Origin of the sequence: Pelistega europaea, from assembly GCF_013133775.1 — a bacterium.
Taxonomy (GTDB): Bacteria; Pseudomonadota; Gammaproteobacteria; order Burkholderiales; family Burkholderiaceae_B; genus Taylorella; species Taylorella europaea.
Window position 1 is genome coordinate 87,390 of sequence record NZ_JABGBO010000006.1, and the last position, 18,851, is coordinate 106,240.

The following is an 18,851-nucleotide window of genomic DNA, read 5'->3' on the forward strand; positions in this document are numbered from 1 at the left end:
ATCTTTTGATAATCGGGGAAATTTAAGACAAGAGACTATTTCACTTTTGGTGTAGTAATCAGAGGCAGATAAATGTCTACCTGGAGTCCACCTGATGCTGTCTGGTTAAGAGCCAAGTTACCTTGATGAGCATGCACGATGGTATCCACAAGTGCCAGTCCTAGTCCTACACTACCTGTTTTGGTTCGTGCAGAGTCAAGACGAGAGAATGCACGTAGAGCTTCCTCACGACGCTCTGGAGGGATTCCTTTGCCATGGTCAGCAACACTGATATACGCCATATCCTTGTGCTTGGTTAGAGAAATTTCTACAGGAGGTTCTCCATGTTTAAGAGCATTACCGATGAGATTATCTAGTAGACGTCCTAGCGCTAGCGTATCAGCAGAAATCCAAAGAGGATGCTGGGTGAGTTCCTTGAGAACAATGTCCTTGCTTGCTTCCCCCCAGGCATTGACACGCTCATCAATCCATTTGTTAAGGTTAAGCGGTTGAAAATTGTAGCGAGTAGGATCAGAGCCTCTGACATAGGAAATGAACTGCTCAATAATATTTTGCATTTCCTGAACGTCGTTGCTCATACCTTGTTTGAGGTGTTCATCATCCGTCATTTCAAGACGTAGTCGCATACGAGCAAGAGGTCCCTTGAGATCATGTGGTAGACCTGCAAGTAAGGTTTGTTGTACTGTCTTGGCTTGCTCAAGGGAATTGAGCATAGCATTGAAACGCTCACCTAGTACCCGAGTTTCATAAGGGCCAGCAGGTACTACTTTAGCATGAACGCCTTGGGCAAGTTTGTCCGCAGATTGACTTAATCGCATCAAAGGAGTAGTAATTTGCCATCCAAAATACCCTGCAATAAGCAATAACAAGGAGGTCATGGCAATCCATGCAAACAAGAAAATGCTGGCATCCACAGGCTCAATATCATCTAGAGGAATGATTAACCATTCTTTAATTAAAGTGTTGTTATAAGGGTTGTACTCTGGCAACAAAGATAAATACATCAAAGGGACATTGTTGCGTTGAGAAATACCTACTCTGGTACCATCATCCAATAATTGATTAACCCGAGCAATAAGATTGTGCAAATCTTTACGAATCATAGGAGCTTCGGAAAGATCAAAACTTTCATTAAGAGTTCTGGAGAATTTTTCCGTACTAGAAAGCTCAGGAGTAACCCGTTCTTTAAGATGAGGGAAAATATGATGGATTGCCGGTGGCGGGGGAGGGCGACGTGAAGGAAACTCAGGTATATCAGCAAGAGGACGACTTTGCAGATGGTCCTCAAAAAAGAAGCGAGGGGATAGATTACCTTGGAGTAATTGTTGACGCGTCCACAAATTCCACTTGCCTCGGGAGGCTATTTTGATAAATTCAGAGCGTTGCTCTGGAGGAAGCAGTGTCACAGCAGAACGAATAATCTTGATAGTGGTCGTGATATGCCCGGCCACCACATCTTCGAGGAATTTTTCCTTAAGAAAATTACCAGTGTATAACCCCGTACCCTGAACCAAGATGATAGTACCAAACATCATCAATAGAATCTGGGTACGGATATTAAGAGGAAAAATCCTAAATTTTTTCATCATCACGCATTAGGAGAGAATCGATAACCAATACCCCAAACGGTTTGAATCCAGCGAGGATCTTTAGGATCATCTTCTAGTGCACGACGTAGACGCAATATAGCAATATCAATCGCACGATCGTTGCGTTCGCCCTCGTCATCGTCACGAGCGAGTGCTAACAATTTTTCGCGAGAAAGAGGTTTGCTAGGATTCTTGACAAAAGCCTCGAGCAGGTTAATCTCGCCACCAGTGAGTTTTACGACCTCATCACCTTTGAAGAGTTGACGCTTAGCAGGGTCAAAAGTGAAAGGTCCGAAATGAATAGGTACTTCTTTGATAAGGCTGGATGGCCCTTTCTTGCGACGTAGCACCGCTTCAATACGAGCTAACAGTTCGCGTGGATCAAAAGGCTTGCCGATATAATCATCTACACCACCATCTAAACCGGTAATGCGATCAATGGTCTCATCGCGTCCAGTGAGCATGATGATGGGGATGTCCTCGTTTTGTTTGCGAAGATCCTTGCACATCTCGACACCATCACCACTAGGGAGCATGCGATCCAGTACAATGAGATCGGGGCTGAACTTGGTGATGCGTTGGAATAAATCATTACAATCCTCAACTAGCAGAGTATCGTAACCATGACGGTTAAGATACTGTGCCAATAAGAGGCGTAAATCTGGGTCGTCATCGACGACCATAATCTTGGTAAGTGGTTTTGTATTCATAGTGAGCTTATCATAACAAACTATTTACAAGGAAAAAATGCCAAGAAATAGGTTGAAATTAGTTTGCAGAGGTACCCGCTGAAGGATCCACTGGAGTTACATCAAAAGAACGAAAACCAATGACTTTACGTGTTTGTGTATCAACAACTTTTACCTCTACTTTTTGAGGGGTTAGTGTTGATTTTGTAAGCGAGGCTTGTCCTTGTAAACGCACATATTCGTTGGCGGTAATAGCAAGGGGTGCTAGTTGTTCAAAACCGCGATTACCATTGCGATATACCCCTGTTGTTGTGATTTCAACCCTAGCAGGGATGTCAGCAGCAGTTGCATCGCTTTTAGTCATGATTAACTCATAGTTTAACTTGCCGATGCTGCCTTGGAAATTGCCAAGACGGATGCCTACTGGCGTGTTATTAGGGTCAGGAGGAAGGTTTTTGATGACTTCTTGAATATGTGCGTTATTACTTGCAGAGGCCCCACTGTCTTGGGTAGCGATACCACCTGAAGATGAAGTTCCTGCAGCAGAATCTCCTGCAACAACAGGCTGTAATTGTTTAATAGTCTCTTTGGCTTGATTAATGGCTAATTTGGCCTCGTCAAGTTGTTGTTGCAAAGCATTTTTCTCTTGAGTGAGGTTGTTAATAGTTGTCTGTAAACGATTGCCTTCTTCTAGACTAAGGTGTTGAGGGCCATAGTTTGTTTGTAGAAACCAAAAACCACCTCCGCCAATAATCACACCAGCAAGAAAAGTGATTAACCAACGCGGCATTCTGCGACCGCGACGATAGCTAGAACCATAAACGGATGGACTAAAAATAACTTGTTTTTTTGATGATCCAAACATGAAAAACCTTTTTAAATACAAAATTAACATCAAGATAGCACAACAACAAGATAGGCTATCGTTGGGTTAAGGACAACTTGTGAGGCGAAGAATTTGCCTTTAATTTTGTGGATGGTGACGTAATTGCTGATCCAACAAAGCAAGGCGTTCTGGTGTGCCCACATCTGTCCATTGACCCGTGTAATGTGCTCCTAGCACTTGCTGTGCTTGCATTTCACGGCGTAGTAATGGAGCTAGTTTAGCAAAAGTTTGCTTGCCAATGTCTGCAAATAGCTGTGGTTGGTAAATTCCAATACCAGCAAAGGTGAGCTTAACAGGCATGTTTGCATTGGATTTTCCTGTTTTTTCTAGGTCAGATGATACGATTCCTGCTGTATCTAGATAAAAATCTCCCTCAATATGGTGGTCGGGATTATTGACGAGGAGTAGCCATGCTGATTTTTGGTGCTGTTCAAGCTGATTTATATGTGCCTGTGTTTCTATCGGGTTCCAATCGCACCAGATGTCACCGTTGATAACCAAAAAAGGTTTATTACCTAGTAAGGGGAGTGCATTAGCAATACCCCCAGCGGTTTCTAATCCTCCTGGTCCCTCTGGAGAATAGTGAATCTCTACGCCAAATTGAGAACCATCTCCCAGTATTTCTGGGAATTTATGGCCCAACCAGGCATGATTGATGACAATGCGACGAATCCCAGCTTGGGCAAGCCTTTCAATATGCCATACAATCAAGGGTTTATTACCTACTGCTAGTAGAGGCTTGGGAAGCGTATCGGTGAGTGGGCGCATGCGCTCGCCACGCCCAGCAGCGAGAATCATTGCAGTTATCAAAATGTATACCCCACTTTTTGTTCGATATTATCTAGACGGTCTAGAATGCGTAGGAGAGGTTTAAAGGCGATATAACGAGTAGCTACTTGACGAACATAAGTATTGACTCTTGGCATATGATCAAGATAGTGCTTTTTATTATCACGAATTGCTAAACGGGCAAATACCCCTAAAATGCGTAGATTTCGTTGTAATCCCATAAACTCATAATTAACATGAAAATCAGCGAAATCTTCAGGAACAGGGAGTTGTGCGGCTTTAGCCATCTGCCAATAACGAATTGCCCAATCCAATTGTTGTGGTTCTTCCCATGTGGTGCGAGCATCCATGACCAATGAAACTAAATCATAGGAAATAGGTCCAAGAAGGGCATCTTGAAAATCAATAATCCCTGGGTTCTTGCCATGAGCCTCATCACATAACATTAGGTTAGGAGAGTGGTAATCCCGGTGAACAAAAACCTTGGCTTCCTTGTCATTGTGATTGGTTAGAAACTCAAAGACTTGAGTCAACTGTTGTTTCTCTTGCTCAGTTAAGGTAGTGTGGTGGTATTGTTGGATGTACCATTCATCGAACAAGGCTAACTCAGCTAGTAGACGCGCCTTGTCGTAAATCGGTAAATCACTAGCATCTGCTTTTTGCATATCGACTAAGGCCGCCAAAGCTTCACGATAGATATGCTGTAGTTGTGCATCTTCAATAGGTTGTTGGAGGCGTTGATAGTAGGTCTGATTTCCAAGATCGCTTAAGAGCAAAAAGCCATCTTCTAGGTTTTTTTCTAAAATAGCAGGGGTATTTAATCCTACCGCACGTAACTTATTTGCGATTTGTATAAATGGGAGACAATCCTCATGTGCGGGAGGGGCATCCATGATGATAAGACTTTGCGCCCCCGTATCTACGCGGAAATAGCGGCGAAAACTCGCATCGCTAGAGGCTGGGCGTAGGGTATTAGAATCAATCTGATATTTATCAGAAAAGGAGTTTAACCAAGTTTTTAATGCATCAAGGCGAACGTCAGTATGGATAGACATAAAACTATTTTATAATGATAGGTTGAGTTTGAATAAAATTATTATTTTAGACCTGAAAACTAACCCTGAAAAGAGATTTTGCTATTGTTGAATACAAAATCCTTTTGGATACTTTGCTTTATGGATTGTAGTTGTGAGTAAAAAATTAGGTTTATCTTTCCTACTGGTAACTGCTGTGGCTCATGCACAGTCAATTGATGTGCATGGTATTGGCCATGCTGGGACTGTACGCTTGCAAGAAAGCCCATTACTTACACTGGGCAACTATAACGAAGATGAGGTGACTACCTTTACTGACAGTGCAAAGCTGGACATTCTTGATAATACTAATCAAGTGCAGCTATCAGGGGATGCTCAAGTACGACGGCCTGACGCTATCCTTAAGGGGGACAACATTATTTACAATCGTGAAACAGGTGAGGTACAGGCACAGGGTCATGCACGCATGTTACGTGAAGGTACACTGGTCACCTCCCCAGGACTAAAGTTTAATGTCAACACCAAAACAGGGCGTATGGAGTCGCCAGTCTATCGTTTGCAAAGTGGTGGGGCAGGCAATGCTGGTTATGCAGAGGCCATTGATGATAACCACCTGCGACTTGGTGATGCTATCTACTCTGGTTGTCAGTGTGATAATAAGTTTTGGTATATTAAGTCGGAAAAAGTTGATATTTACGATGATGAAAACGAGGGTATAGCTCGAAATGGTACCCTTTATATTAAGGGCATTCCTGTCCTTTGGTCGCCCTATTTGACGTTTCCTGTTAAGCGTGAAAAGAAAACAGGTTGGTTGGCTCCATCCTTTACCTCAACCTCTAATAGTGGCCTAGGTTTATCACTACCTTATTTTATCAATTTGGCCCCTAATTACGACCTTACATTAACCCCTCAAGTTTACAGTAAACGTGGCTGGATGATGGGAGGTGAGTTCCGCTATTTGATGCCAAGTTATAGTGGGCAATTGAGTGGTACGTATATGACCAAAGACCGTAAACTTGATGAAAAACGCTGGTCTGTTAATTGGACACATCGTCAAAGTTTGGGTACTGTAGCTGGGCTTAAATTAGATTTAAACATTGATGTTCACGGGGTATCTGATCCTGATTATTACCGTGATTTTGACTCGGTTGCTGTTGCAAATCGTGCTGATAGGTCTTATCTCTCAAAGAGTGCATACCTTACTTTTAGTGGATATAAATACTGGTCAGGCTATTTGTTATGGCAAAAATATCAAGGCCTACACGACTTATCTGGTAGCAGTCCCAGCTATTACTACCAGTATGAACGTGAACCAGAGCTTATGGTAAGAGGGGCTATCTTTGATTGGAATGGCTTTGACGTTAGTATGCAGAATACGATTACACGGTTTACTTATCCCAAAGATAGGACCTATGCAAATAGTGTTGGATATACCAACACTAATGGGATTACTCATGTAGATGGCACCCGCTATGTGTCTTATACACAGGTCAGCTATCCTATTATTCGTGCTGGATGGTATGTCACACCTAAGTTAGGGTTGCATGCTTCACACTATACCACTAATTGGTACAAGCAATATGGTAATACCTTTACCAGTGTGGCAGGGACTCAATATCGATCGTTATCTCGAGTCTTACCTATCGCATCGTTAGATGCAGGTATGACGTTTGAGCGTACCACTACCTTATTTGGTAAACCGCGGATCCAGACCTTGGAGCCTCGTATTTATTACCTCTATATTCCTTACACAAACCAAGATGATCTCCCAATTTACGATACGGCACCTAGTCAGTTTAACTTTGGTACCGCTTTTTCTGAAAATGTGTATTCGGGCGGTTGGGATCGCATTAATGATGCAAATCAGGTGACATTAGGTTTGACCTCACGATGGCTTGATATGGACTCTGGCAAGGAACGTATGGTTGTTCAACTCGCACAGAAGTTTTATTTCAAGCGGCAGCGAGTTTATTTGAGTCAAAGTGAGCGCCGTCGTGAAGAGAGTCGCTCTGAATTCTTGGCTAACCTCTCTGTGGCTGTGACAGATAAACTGAATATAGAAGTAGGGACTCAGTTAAACACTTATTCACGCAAAGTGGCACAAACCTATGAGACAATTCGTTGGTTTCCCAAGCGGCTAGCCTCCATCTCATTGACACACCGTTATCAGCAAGATCCATTCTACTATACAAATGCTAGTGGCTCACAAATCTTTTATCCTTATCAGTTAGCTGGGAAAAATACCTTTAGTCTAGCTGGACAATGGCCAATTACTAAGAATCTATACGCTGTGGGACGATACGACTATTCAATCAAAGAACGACGCTCCACTCAGTCTATTTTGGGGCTGGAATATAAAGGGGATTGTTGTTGGACAGGGCGTGTTGTTTTCCAACGTTATGCAGTTTCTAAGCAAAAAACCAATACTTCTTTATTTTTTCAGTTAGAATTAACTGGTTTAGGTGCAGTGGGTTCCAATCCGATGAGTGTGTTAAGGGATAGTATCCCTGGCTATCAGTCGGTTAAAGATCCTGCTCCTGTTCAATCTCCTTTTGAAAGGTACGAATAACGATGCAATACTCAAAAACATGGTTAAAAATCGCTTTAATAGCTTTGCCTGGGCTTGTTCTTACTGCACCAGAGGCGTTGGCTGCAAAAGCAACACATAAGGTAACAAAACAGCGCCAAGGTACTTTTGCTGATGGTATTGCCGCTGTTGTAAATACAGACATTATCACCATGAAGCAATTAGATAGCCGCATGAGAGCGATGGAGGTGTCTGGTAATCCCGTATCTAAGGAGGAGGCTTTATCCCTATTAATTGATGAGCATTTGATGAATTCTCAAGCTGAACAACTGGGAATTCGTGTTACACAAGAGAGATTAAGAGATGTGCTCAATGGCATCGCACAGGAAAATGGCATGACTCTTGAGCAATTACAACAAGCAGCAAAGCAACATGGTATTAATTGGGATGACTATGTTGCTAACATGGCAGAACAAGTACGCATGGAAGACCTTCGTTCTCAAGTTGTGCAGTCTAGAGTCCATGTGAGTGAGTTCGATGTAAAGGCTTTTCTAGCACAACATCCGACAGGTATGTATCCTGAGTACAAGAAAAATGTAGTAAGCCAACCTCGTTATGAAAAACGTGAGGTGATTGAACGTTCATTTGACCCTAAAGCGGTGGCGTTTCAACATATCTATATCCGAGTACCAGAAGGGGCAAGCGATGAAGAAGTTGCAGCAGCCAAGAAAAAGGCCGATGAGGCATTGGCTAAGATTCGCCGTGGTGCCAGCTTTGCTAGTGTCGCACGTCAATATTCAGATGGTGCTGAAGCGAAAAATGGTGGTGACTTGGGTATCCGCATGAATGAGGATTGGCCAGAGCTTTTCATGGCTGTCACTAAGAAAGTCCGTGATGGAGGCACTACGGGTGTATTTAAAGCTTCCAATGGTTTCCATATTTTGAGAGTTGTCGAACGTCGTGGTATTGTGAATGAACAACGTAAAGTGGTTAATGTGCGTTTGCCAGACCCACCGCAAGCACAGTTAACTCCGCGTGAGCAAGCCGCACGTCATGATGGTCCTGTAGAAGTGACTGATACGCATGTACGTCATATTCTCATTCGTGTGACACCAGTATTTTCTGATGCTCAAGCTAAAGCTAAAATTGATGACATCTATCAAAAACTGCAATCAGGTCAGCAGTTTGCAGATTTGGCAGAGAAGTATTCACAAGATTCTTCTGCTCCTCTAGGTGGGGATATTGGTTGGGTAACACCAGGACAGTCTGACCCTGCTTTTGAACAAGCAATGGCAAGTTTGCAACCAGGGCAAGTAAGTGCACCCGTACGTAGTAAGTTCGGTTGGCATATTCTTGAAGTATTAGACCGTCGCACAGAGGATAAACAGGCTAGCATTCGCCACGATTTGGCATATGAAACGCTTTATCAAGAACAAGCACAACATGTGTTGCAAGATTGGTTAAGTCAGTTGCGTAGCCAAGCCTATATTGATAATCGCTTAACTGGTCAGACCAATCGTAAATAATAAGCTGTTATCAGGCGTAAGTTCCTCTTTAGCAAGAAGAGGCAATAAAACAGGGTAGTGCGATAGTGTGCTACCCTATTTATATGGATAAATCATTAATGGCACATAAAGCACGTAAACGTTTTGGTCAGCATTTTTTGACAGATCAAAGTATTCCTGATGCAATTGTACGAGCAATTAACCCAGAAAAGGATGATATGGTCATCGAAATTGGTCCGGGTTTATCTGCCTTGACTGCTCCATTATTAACGCATTTACAGCATTTAACAGTGGTAGAAATTGACCGTGATTTGGCGCATCGTTTACGAAATCACTATAGTCCCAAACAATTAACGGTGATAGAGGCTGATGCATTAACCGTGGACTTTACCCAGTTTGGGAGTAGTGTGCGTATAGTGGGAAATCTACCTTACAATATCTCAAGTCCTCTACTGTTTCATTTAATGCAGGCAGCAGATTATGTGCGAGACCAGCATTTTATGCTCCAAAAAGAAGTCATTGACCGTATGGTGGCCAAACCAGGAGAGTCTGATTATGGTCGTTTGTCAGTGATGCTACAGACACGCTATAAGATGGAGTCGCTCTTTGATGTACCCCCAGAGTGTTTTGATCCTCCCCCCAGAGTGATGTCGGCTGTGGTGCGTATGGTGCCACTGGGGGCAGATAGACCTCAGGCAAAAGATACTGCTATGTTTGAACGTTTGGTAACTCAGGCATTTAGCCAACGTCGTAAGATGCTGCGAGGCTCTCTCAAAGAATGGGGAATTGATTGGGAGGGGCTAGCCATTCCAGAAACCGCACGTGCAGAGGAATTAGGCGTTGCAGACTTTATTAAGATAGCTGATTATTGTGCTGAGAAGTCAGCGAGCAGTACAACAAAAATCTAAACCCTTGCTAACCATAAGCGAATTAAGTCATGGCTTTTTTGCCGCAATAAAGCAGCACATTGGGACATGGACTCTTGTAGAGACAAAGGGCCACTACTAATGCTAAAGGCAGCGGTGAGACCTTGTTGGTAAAGGTTTTGGTAGTTGGCTCGCACAGCTCCGCCTAGTGCTATGAGGGGCTTGTGATATTTTTGGCTTAAGGTCGCAATGCCAGCAATGGTTTTTCCATGTAAGGTTTGCTCATCAATACAGCCCTCACCAGTGATAATAAGGTCTGCTTCTCGGATATGTTGCTCAAGTTGAGAATATTCAGCAATGACATCAATGCCTGGTTTAAAAGAAGCGTTTAGATAGGCCAGAGCAGCGAATCCTAAACCCCCGGCAGCCCCAGCTCCTGGCATATCTCGACAATCTCGGTGCAAGGTATCAGCACAGTGTTGGGCATAGCTTTGTAGCCATGAATCGAGTTGCTCTACCTGTGCTGGTGATGCCCCTTTTTGTGGACCAAAAACAAAAGAGGCCCCCCGAGGACCACAGAGGGGATTGTTGACATCGGAAGCAAGGATAATCTCAATGTGCTGAAGACGAGGATCCAAGCCAGTTATATCAATTTGTTGAATGTGTGGAATGATATTTGGGGTATATTCTGTGATAAGTTGCTGCTGAGCATCGTAAAAACGTACCCCTAAGGCTGATACCATACCAATGCCTGCATCATTGGTTGCTGAGCCTCCTAGTCCGATAATGAGACGTTTAATAGGATAATTCAGGGCTTCTTTGATAAGAAGACCAACCCCATGAGTAGAGGAGGCAAGAATATCGCGTTGCTGCACAGGAATTTGCTCTAAGCCAGCTGCAGAGGCCATTTCAATCACGGCAGTATCTTTATTGACAAGTGCCCATTGTGCCGTGATAGGACTGCCTAGGGCATTGACTGTAGGGCTTGTGATAAGCTGACTGTTGGTGCTTTGGGCAATCGCATTTACAGTACCCTCACCACCATCTGCCATAGGGATACAAAATACAGTGGCGGTTGGTGCTGCATCAAGAATGCCTTGTCGAATGGCAAGAGCCACTTCAGAAGCTGATAAACTTTCTTTAAAAGAATCAGGGGCAACCACAATAATCATAAACTATCCACATTATGTTATGACAGAGACATCGTATCAGAAAAAGTACTTCAAAGGATGAGTTGTTAATCTAGGGGATGTTACCACATTGGTGTAAAAGACAGAAAGCAATAAATCAAAGGAGGGATTCCTAACCCTCCTGTGATTTTAAAGTGTGATGAAATGAATGAAGCACGCATTCATCTAAGTCTGATGAGGATTATTCTTCACGCAGACCCTTGCCTGGGGCATTCATATCTTTACGTTCAATAAATTCAATTTTATAGCCATCAGGGTCTTCAACAAAAGCAATCACAGTTGTTCCACCTTTAACAGGACCTGCTTCGCGGGTAACTTTACCTCCTGCTTGTTTGACGGCTTCACAGGCAGCATAAGCATCGGGTACGCCGATAGCAATATGACCATAAGCATTGCCTAAGTCATAACTATCAACACCGTAGTTATAAGTTAATTCTAGCTCAGCTTGTTCAGGATTAGCCGCATAGCCTAGGAAGGCAAGGTCATATTTATATTCTGGGTTAGAAGAAGTACGAAGCACTTTCATACCAAGTACACGAGTATAAAAATCAATAGAGCGTTCTAGATTGCCAACACGTAGCATAGTGTGTAGAAATTGCATGATATTATCCTCTGATAAAAAATAGTGAATAAAAATCTTAAAGTATAATTATCATAACGGACTATGGGGATTTATTCAAAAATATCCTCTCAGTATGGCATACAAATAAATGCATGGGGAAATCATTTTAAGGACAACAAAGATTGTTGTTTAATAGCAGCTTTATGTGGTTCATAATTAGGCATGATTTCAGCAACCTCTTGCCAAAAGGCCTTGCTATGGTTCATGTGTTTTAAATGGGCTAGTTCATGTGCAATGACATAGTCAATTTGTTCAGGTGGCAGGTGAATCAACCGCCAATTAAGTCCAATAATACCTCGACTATTGCATTGCCCCCAGCTGCGCATGGCTTTACTTAATCGTACTGCTTTACAGGCTCGCCCAGTGTGTTGTTGAAACCACCATAATCGTTGTTTGAACCAACGTAATGCTTGTTCTTGAAGCCATTGCTTGCATTGATATTCAACAGCCTCTGGATCAGTGTAAGTGGTATTGTTGATAAGTAATAAGTCACCATGTTGGGGGGCGTCTATATCACCAGTAAATAAAGGAGGCATAGAGGCAAAATGGGGTTTGATAAGAATATGTTTTCCCAAGTATAAAATCGTATCATTAATCGCCCAATGGTTGCTTTTGGGTGGTTGGTGTTGTGCGTAATAGGCTTGTTTTTCTTTAAGCCAAGCACTATTTTGCTGTATTAATTGAATGATGTTAGCCATTGGCTCTGTGAGTGAGGCTGAAACGGAGATTCCCTCTGCACTGATACTGAGCTTTAGGCGTCGACGTTTTGCACGTTGAAGTTTAAATTCAAAACGACCATCTGATGTATCAATATAGTAATAGTGAGTAGGCATGCCCGACGACATCTCAAATGAAAAGAGATTCATTATACGCTGCCAAAAGGACAAAGTTGCAACGATTTGTTTAACTGAGGGATGGTAGACAGAATAACGGTTTGAAACCTATCAATAATCTTCAGGGCTGATGACACGCATTTCAGTTTCAATCCAATCTTCCACTTTTTTGTTTAATTCCTCTGGTGTCAGTCCCTCAGAGTCAATAGCAGGACCAATAGAAATAGTAATCAGTCCTGGTCTTCGTAAAAACGAGTTGCGAGCCCAACATTTACCAGTATTTAAGGCAATAGGGATAACGGGATTATGGGTAAGAAGAGCAAGACGAGCTCCTCCCATCTTGTAGTGTCCTTTCTGGCCTACAGGCATACGAGTACCTTCTGGAAATAACACGACATTTCTATCTTCAGCAAGACGTTGAGCACCTTTTTCCATCACTTGACGCATGGCATCACGCTTGGCATTACGGTCAATGGCAATCTGTTGCACACTAGCTAGCCCCCAACCGAAAAATGGGATGTAATTCAGTTCTTTTTTATGCACATAAGTGAGACTGCGTTTAAAAATTAAGGGGAAAAAAATGGTTTCCCATGCGGATTGGTGCTTGGCAAGGAAAATAGCTGCTTTATCAGGAATATTCTCCATGCCTTTTACTTGATAGCGAATACCACAGATAAGTCTGGCACCCTCTATGATAAGCCGATTCCAGAGGGTAATAAGTGCCCAGCGTAGTTTAAAGGGGAGCAAAACAAGAAAGCCTGACAAAATACCAAAGAAAACAGTGAGAATCGAGAGGTAAATAGCAAAAAGCGTAGAGCGGATAATAAGCATGAAAGTTCCTCTATGAGGATAAGAAAATAGGAGAGCTATTTTTCTTATCAATAAAAATATGGCTAATCATTGATTGATGTGCCAGTCTCCTTGTTGGAAGATAATTCTTTAGTGAGAATTTCAGCCACATCCATAAGAGAATGACTGACCCGAGTGTGAGGAGGTAATCCACCTTTGGTCAGTGTTTTTTCCCCATTGCCTGTCAGTACAAGCCAAGGTGTAAATCCTGCAGCGGAAGAAGCCTGCAAATCACGCAAAGAATCGCCTACAGCATAGATACCGTGAGGTTCTATACCATAACGACGTTTGATTTCATTGAATAATCCAGGTTTGGGTTTACGGCAATCACAATCCTCGTCTGGGTGGTGAGGACAGATAAAGAAAGCATCAATATTGGCACCTAATGGTTGGAGCTCTAGTTGCAGTTTTTTATGCATTGCATGTAGGGCATGAATATCAAATAAACCACGCCCTAATCCAGATTGGTTTGTTGCCACAACGACCTTATAGCCAGCATGAAACAGTTTGGCGATAGCCTCTATACTGCCGGGTAATGCAACCCACTCTTCTGCACTTTTGACAAACTCAGTGCTTTCATGGTTAATCACACCATCACGATCAAGAATAATAAGTTTCATAGTTGAATGAAAAAAACAGCAGAGAGATTAAAAAATAACAGTATATTGGTATGCTTTTATAATGGACAATTTCAGTCAATGATAAAAAACTTTCCCACATCCAATGTCAGCATAAGAGACGCTAACTTGGATGTGAGAGTACAGCTTATTGGGCTAGTTTGGATAAATCAGCCACAAGATTCATCACCCCGTGGAGTTTATTTAACAAGGCCAAGCGGTTTTGACGAATGGCAGGGTCTTCTGCCATCACCATAACATCATTGAAGAAAGCGTCTACAGCATCACGTGTTTGGGCGACACATTGTAGTGCTTGTGTAAACTCTGATTTCTCAAAGTGGGCTTTTGCAATAGGAGTTACCTCATCAATTACCTTAGCAAGAGCAATCTCTGCAGCATCTGTCAGTTTTGAGTTATCCACTGCAGGAATATCTCCCTCTACCTTCTTCAAGAGATTACCAATACGCTTATTGGCGGCAGCAAGACTGCTTGCTTCAGGTAATGTATTAAAGTAACTCACTGCATTAACACGGTCTGCTACTTCATCAAGGTGAGGTTTAAGGGCTAACACCGCCTCTACGACAAAACGGTCATTATGGGTTTGTAGCTGATTGCGTAAACGTTCAAAAATAAATTCTTGAACCTCTTCGGCAGTATTGGCACTGACTGCAATACCTGCTTGCTCAAAAAGCTGTTGTGCAAACTGCAATACATCTATGAGTGTTAGTTTGTTTAAACCATTGAAGTATTCTGCATTATTGAGTGCATCAAAGGCACTAATAATGCCAAGAGCGGCACGACGTAAGGCATAAGGGTCGCGTTCACCAGTAGGCAATAATCCAATACCCCAGATGCCTACAAGAGTTTCTATACGTTCTGCAATAAAGAGTACAACACTGATAAGGTTATGGGTAGAAACAGGAGCGTCAAAACGAACCAAATACTGATCAGCAATGGCTTGTGCCACTTCAGGTAACTCTCCATCTCCTTTTGCATAATAGGCACCAATAATGCCTTGTAACTCAGGAAACTCACCAACCATATTAGAGGTTAGGTCTGCCTTGGCAAGGAAAGCTGCACGATCTGCATATTCAGTATTGGCACCCAGTTTCTCTGCGATAAAGCGAGCAATAGCACGGACACGCTCAACACGAGCGAGTTGGGTACCGAGTTTATTATGATAGACAATCGTGCCGAGTAGGGGAACACGACTGGCTAGTGTTTGTTTGCGATCAGTATTAAAGAAGAACTCTGCATCTGCCAAGCGAGGACGAACTACACGCTCATTTCCTTCAATAATATGATGAGGGTCTTTTACCTCCATATTGCTGACAATTAGAAAACGATGACTGAGCTTGCCGGTATTTTTATCGAAAAGAGGGAAGTACTTTTGATTTAGACGCATGGTCAAAATCAAGCATTCTTGGGGAACAGCAAGAAACTTTTCTTCAAACTGACCAACATAGATAGTAGGATGCTCAACCAGAGAAGTGACTTCTTCAAGTAAATCGTCTACGGCACTATCTTGACCAATCGTGAGGTTAAGCTCATCTGCCTTTTGGGTTAATGCTTGACGAATATTGTTGAGACGCTCTTCATATGAGGCGATAACTTTGCCTTCATCAGCAAGTTGTTGTGCATAGCTAGAGGCATCTTTAAGATCAAAAGAAGCCTTACCCATAAAGCGATGGCCATGTGTCGTACGACCTGATTGAAGACCAAGCACCTCTGCAGGAATAATGTCCGCACCATATAAAACCACAAGACCATGAGCAGGGCGTACAAACTTAACCGTCGTCTTGCCATCGGCTAATTGATAACGCATGACTTTGGGAATGGGTAAACTTTCAAGGGCATGGTCAATGATACTTTGGATAGATTGTGTGAGTTGGGCTCCTGGTGCCATACCCTCAGCGACAAGATAGTCTTGTTTGCCATCGGAGATTTTTTTTAGACTTGCCACATCGATATTGTCTAATCCCTTGCTGGCAAGTTTTTTAAGTAAAGCAGGAGTGGCTTTGCCTTCGGCATCTAGGCCTACTTTAACCGGCATGAGCTTCTCAGCAAAGGCTTGTTCAGGAGCTTGTGTAAGGACATTTTCCACACATACCGCCAAACGGCGTGGTGTTGCATAGCTTTGAAACGCAACCCCAGCAGGCGTTAAATTGGCTTTAGTTAAATCGTTAACAATACTTTGTGCAAAAGCATCACCTAAGCGACGTAATGCTTTTGGAGGTAATTCTTCGGTAAATAATTCAATAAGTAAAGGTTTGCTTGTCATGGTTATTTCACCTCCAACATAGGGAAGCCAAGTCTTTCTCGAGAGTCATAGTAACACTGTGCAACGGCGCGTGAAAGGTTGCGGATACGGCCAATATAAGTGGCTCGTTCGGTCACGCTAATGGCTCCACGGGCGTCCAATAGGTTAAAGGTATGAGCAGCTTTGAGTACTTGTTCATAAGCTGGTAAAGCCAAAGGATTCTCAAGCTCCATCAGCTTTTTGGCTTGTGCCTCGTAGTCGTTGAAGTGAGCAAATAAGACATTGGTGTCAGCATATTCAAAGTTATAGGTGGATTGTTCCACTTCGTTTTGATGGAATACATCACGGTAATAAATTTTGTCGCCATTGGGTCGAATGGTCCAGACCAAGTCATAAACACTTTCTACATTTTGGAGGTACATGGCGATACGCTCTAAACCGTAGGTGATTTCACCTGTTGTAGCAGAGCAATCTAGTCCGCCTACTTGTTGGAAATAAGTAAACTGGGTAACTTCCATGCCGTTAAGCCATACCTCCCAACCAAGCCCCCAAGCACCTAAAGTGGGATTTTCCCAGTCATCTTCAACAAAACGAATGTCATGCTCTTGAGGATTAATACCTAACGCTTCGAGTGAACCAATGTACAAATCAAGAATGTTTGGTGGTGCAGGTTTGAGGACAACTTGGTATTGATAATAATGTTGAAGACGGTTAGGGTTCTCGCCATAACGTCCATCTTTGGGGCGACGAGAGGGCTGCACATAGGCGGCAAACCAAGGCTCTGGGCCAATGGCACGTAAAAATGTCGCTGTATGAGAAGTGCCTGCACCGACTTCCATATCATAAGGTTGTAATAAAGCGCAGCCTTGTTTGTCCCAATAATTTTGTAGGGTGAGAATAATTTGCTGAAATGTAAGCATGGATATGACTTAAGCTAAAAAATAAAACAACCCTCATTCTAGCATAGCAGTAATGGGATTTCATTGGTTGTTTAAGCTGTAGGTGAAAAGCGAGGAGCATGTAATGGAGGGGGTTACAGGAAGCATTAGTAGCATTTATCTTTTCTATCTTGGCTATCTGACTATAACAAAAGCCCCCCTCAGATATGGAGCAAGACCGAGGAGGGCAATAAGGGTTGTTTTAAATTGAAGTTAAAATTATCTTATCGAGGGGAAATCATCGCTTCAGGTTTAACGAATTGATCAAACTCCTCACCAGTCAGTAGCCCTAGTGCAATAGCAGTTTCTCGTAGAGATTGATTATGTCGATAGGCTTGTTTAGCAATTTTTGCGGCATTTTCATAACCTACATGACGGTTAAGGGCGGTAACCAGCATCAATGAATGATGCAAGAAATAGTCGATCTTCTCGGGAACAGGTTCAATGCCCACCGCGCAGTGGGTATTCAAACTGTTGCAAGCATCGCCTAAGAGACGAATAGATTGCAAAAGATTATAAGCAATTACAGGCATATAGACATTCAGCTCAAAGTTGCCTGATGCCCCAGCAATACTGATGGTTGTATCATTGCCCATAACTTGGCAATAAACCATAGTCATGGCTTCACACTGGGTAGGATTGACTTTACCTGGCATGATAGACGAGCCAGGTTCATTTTCAGGGATAGTAATTTCTCCTAGACCACAACGAGGACCACTCGCTAACCAGCGAATATCATTGGCTATTTTATTTAAGCTAACAGCCAGGGTGCGTAAGGCTCCAGATGCATATACGCAAGCATCACGGCCAGCTAGGGCTTCAAATTTATTAGGAGCGGTTACAAAAGGCAGGTTAGATAATTCTGCTAATTGATGGGCAACTTTCACAGCATAATCGGGATGACTATTTAAACCCGTCCCCACCGCAGTACCTCCTAAGGGAAGTTCATAAAGACCCTTGAGTGCTGCTTGTAAGCGGTCAAGCCCATGATCTAGTTGGCTGACATATCCAGAGAACTCTTGTCCTAATGTGAGCGGCGTAGCATCTTGCAGATGAGTACGGCCAATTTTAACAATGTCTTTAAAGTCCTCTGACTTTTGGTGTAAAGTGTTGCGCAGAGCTGTGACGGCGGGAATAAGGTGATGATTGATTTCTGTTGCTGCTGCCACATGAATAGCAGTGGGAAATGAGTCATTAGTCGACTGTGCATGATTGACATGATCATTGGGATGGATAGGATGATAGGCAGCTAATCCGGTCCCTGCAATTTCATTAGCACGATTAGCGAGAACCTCATTCATATTCATATTGGATTGAGTACCTGATCCAGTTTGCCACACAACAAGAGGAAATTGGTGGTCAAGTTTGCCGCTGAGTACGTCATCAGCAGCCTGAATGATGAGCTTTGCTTGTTCTGGTTGGATGCGTCCTAAAGAGGCATTGGTCATCGCAGCAGCTTTTTTGACTAGAGCCATGGCATGAATCATAGGCAGAGGAAGACGTTCTCCTCCAATTTTAAAATTCATTGTACTGCGTTGAGTTTGAGCCCCCCAATAAGCCTCAGCAGGAACTTCAATATTGCCCATCGTATCGTGTTCAGTTCTGGTTGTCATAGTACATTCCTTAAAATGATAATGAGAATTATTATTAATAATAG

Annotated in this window: 16 protein-coding genes; 3 read left to right on the forward strand and 13 right to left on the reverse strand. The window is 42.9% G+C overall.

Translation table 11 applies throughout. The features are described 5' to 3' along the window. Positions 1 to 35: 35 nt before the first annotated feature. From HKX40_RS06715 to HKX40_RS06735, 5 genes are all read right to left on the reverse strand, one after another. Positions 36 to 1,589: an ATP-binding protein gene (locus HKX40_RS06715; protein ID WP_246233619.1), complete on the reverse strand. Its 1,554-nt coding sequence runs from the start codon at positions 1,587 to 1,589 to the stop codon at positions 36 to 38. Next, positions 1,589 to 2,299 (reverse strand): response regulator, encoded by a 711-nt coding sequence (locus HKX40_RS06720; RefSeq protein ID WP_171588799.1) that lies wholly within the window; start codon positions 2,297 to 2,299, stop codon positions 1,589 to 1,591. The genes HKX40_RS06715 and HKX40_RS06720 overlap by 1 nt, the downstream gene beginning before the upstream one ends. Positions 2,300 to 2,357: 58 nt before the next feature. Then, positions 2,358 to 3,143: a hypothetical protein gene (locus tag HKX40_RS06725; RefSeq protein WP_171588800.1), complete on the reverse strand. Its 786-nt coding sequence runs from the start codon at positions 3,141 to 3,143 to the stop codon at positions 2,358 to 2,360. Positions 3,144 to 3,242: 99 nt separating this feature from the next. Beyond that, positions 3,243 to 3,971 carry an N-acetylmuramate alpha-1-phosphate uridylyltransferase MurU gene (murU, locus tag HKX40_RS06730; RefSeq protein ID WP_171588866.1) on the reverse strand — a complete coding sequence of 243 codons (729 nt, stop codon included), beginning with the start codon at positions 3,969 to 3,971 and terminating at the stop codon, positions 3,243 to 3,245. Continuing rightward, complete coding sequence (locus HKX40_RS06735; protein WP_171588801.1) at positions 3,971 to 5,008, reverse strand: aminoglycoside phosphotransferase family protein; 1,038 nt, start codon at positions 5,006 to 5,008, stop codon at positions 3,971 to 3,973. The genes murU and HKX40_RS06735 overlap by 1 nt, the downstream gene beginning before the upstream one ends. A gap of 133 nt (positions 5,009 to 5,141) precedes the next feature. Here HKX40_RS06735 and HKX40_RS06740 point away from each other — a divergent pair, with 133 nt between their 5' ends. The 3 genes from HKX40_RS06740 to rsmA all read left to right on the forward strand — a co-directional run bounded on the left by HKX40_RS06740 (position 5,142) and on the right by rsmA (position 9,927). Continuing rightward, on the forward strand, positions 5,142 to 7,556 hold the full coding sequence (locus HKX40_RS06740; RefSeq protein ID WP_171588802.1) for an LPS assembly protein LptD: 2,415 nt from the start codon (positions 5,142 to 5,144) through the stop codon (positions 7,554 to 7,556). A 2-nt stretch (positions 7,557 to 7,558) separates the two neighbouring features. Next, the gene (locus HKX40_RS06745) at positions 7,559 to 9,040 is read left to right on the forward strand and encodes a peptidylprolyl isomerase (protein WP_171588803.1); all 1,482 of its coding nucleotides are present in this window, start codon (positions 7,559 to 7,561) and stop codon (positions 9,038 to 9,040) included. Between the two features lie 83 nt (positions 9,041 to 9,123). After that, a complete protein-coding gene (rsmA, locus tag HKX40_RS06750) occupies positions 9,124 to 9,927 on the forward strand; it encodes a 16S rRNA (adenine(1518)-N(6)/adenine(1519)-N(6))-dimethyltransferase RsmA (RefSeq protein WP_246233621.1) in 804 nt (267 codons plus the stop codon). On the opposite strand, the gene HKX40_RS06755 is transcribed toward rsmA, so the two are convergent. The 8 genes from HKX40_RS06755 to fumC form a co-directional block, all read right to left on the reverse strand. Continuing rightward, positions 9,924 to 11,057, reverse strand: coding sequence for a glycerate kinase family protein (locus tag HKX40_RS06755; RefSeq protein ID WP_171588804.1), 1,134 nt, complete (start codon positions 11,055 to 11,057; stop codon positions 9,924 to 9,926). The two genes, rsmA and HKX40_RS06755, sit on opposite strands and share 4 nt — an antisense overlap. Positions 11,058 to 11,256: 199 nt before the next feature. Continuing rightward, positions 11,257 to 11,676, reverse strand: coding sequence for a lactoylglutathione lyase (gloA, locus tag HKX40_RS06760; RefSeq protein WP_171588805.1), 420 nt, complete (start codon positions 11,674 to 11,676; stop codon positions 11,257 to 11,259). Between the two features lie 122 nt (positions 11,677 to 11,798). Continuing rightward, positions 11,799 to 12,563 carry a M48 family metallopeptidase gene (locus HKX40_RS06765; RefSeq protein WP_171588806.1) on the reverse strand — a complete coding sequence of 255 codons (765 nt, stop codon included), beginning with the start codon at positions 12,561 to 12,563 and terminating at the stop codon, positions 11,799 to 11,801. A 78-nt stretch (positions 12,564 to 12,641) separates the two neighbouring features. Beyond that, positions 12,642 to 13,361: a lysophospholipid acyltransferase family protein gene (locus HKX40_RS06770; RefSeq protein ID WP_171588807.1), complete on the reverse strand. Its 720-nt coding sequence runs from the start codon at positions 13,359 to 13,361 to the stop codon at positions 12,642 to 12,644. Positions 13,362 to 13,423: 62 nt separating this feature from the next. Continuing rightward, positions 13,424 to 13,999, reverse strand: a complete 576-nt coding sequence (gmhB, locus tag HKX40_RS06775) for a D-glycero-beta-D-manno-heptose 1,7-bisphosphate 7-phosphatase (RefSeq protein ID WP_171588808.1) — start codon at positions 13,997 to 13,999, stop codon at positions 13,424 to 13,426. 145 nt (positions 14,000 to 14,144) lie between these two features. After that, positions 14,145 to 16,283, reverse strand: coding sequence for a glycine--tRNA ligase subunit beta (glyS, locus tag HKX40_RS06780; RefSeq protein ID WP_171588868.1), 2,139 nt, complete (start codon positions 16,281 to 16,283; stop codon positions 14,145 to 14,147). Further along, on the reverse strand, positions 16,280 to 17,176 hold the full coding sequence (gene glyQ / locus HKX40_RS06785; protein ID WP_171588809.1) for a glycine--tRNA ligase subunit alpha: 897 nt from the start codon (positions 17,174 to 17,176) through the stop codon (positions 16,280 to 16,282). The genes glyS and glyQ overlap by 4 nt, the downstream gene beginning before the upstream one ends. 242 nt (positions 17,177 to 17,418) lie before the next feature. Further along, positions 17,419 to 18,807, reverse strand: a complete 1,389-nt coding sequence (fumC, locus tag HKX40_RS06790; protein ID WP_171588810.1) for a class II fumarate hydratase — start codon at positions 18,805 to 18,807, stop codon at positions 17,419 to 17,421. Between the last annotated feature and the right edge of the window lie 44 nt (positions 18,808 to 18,851).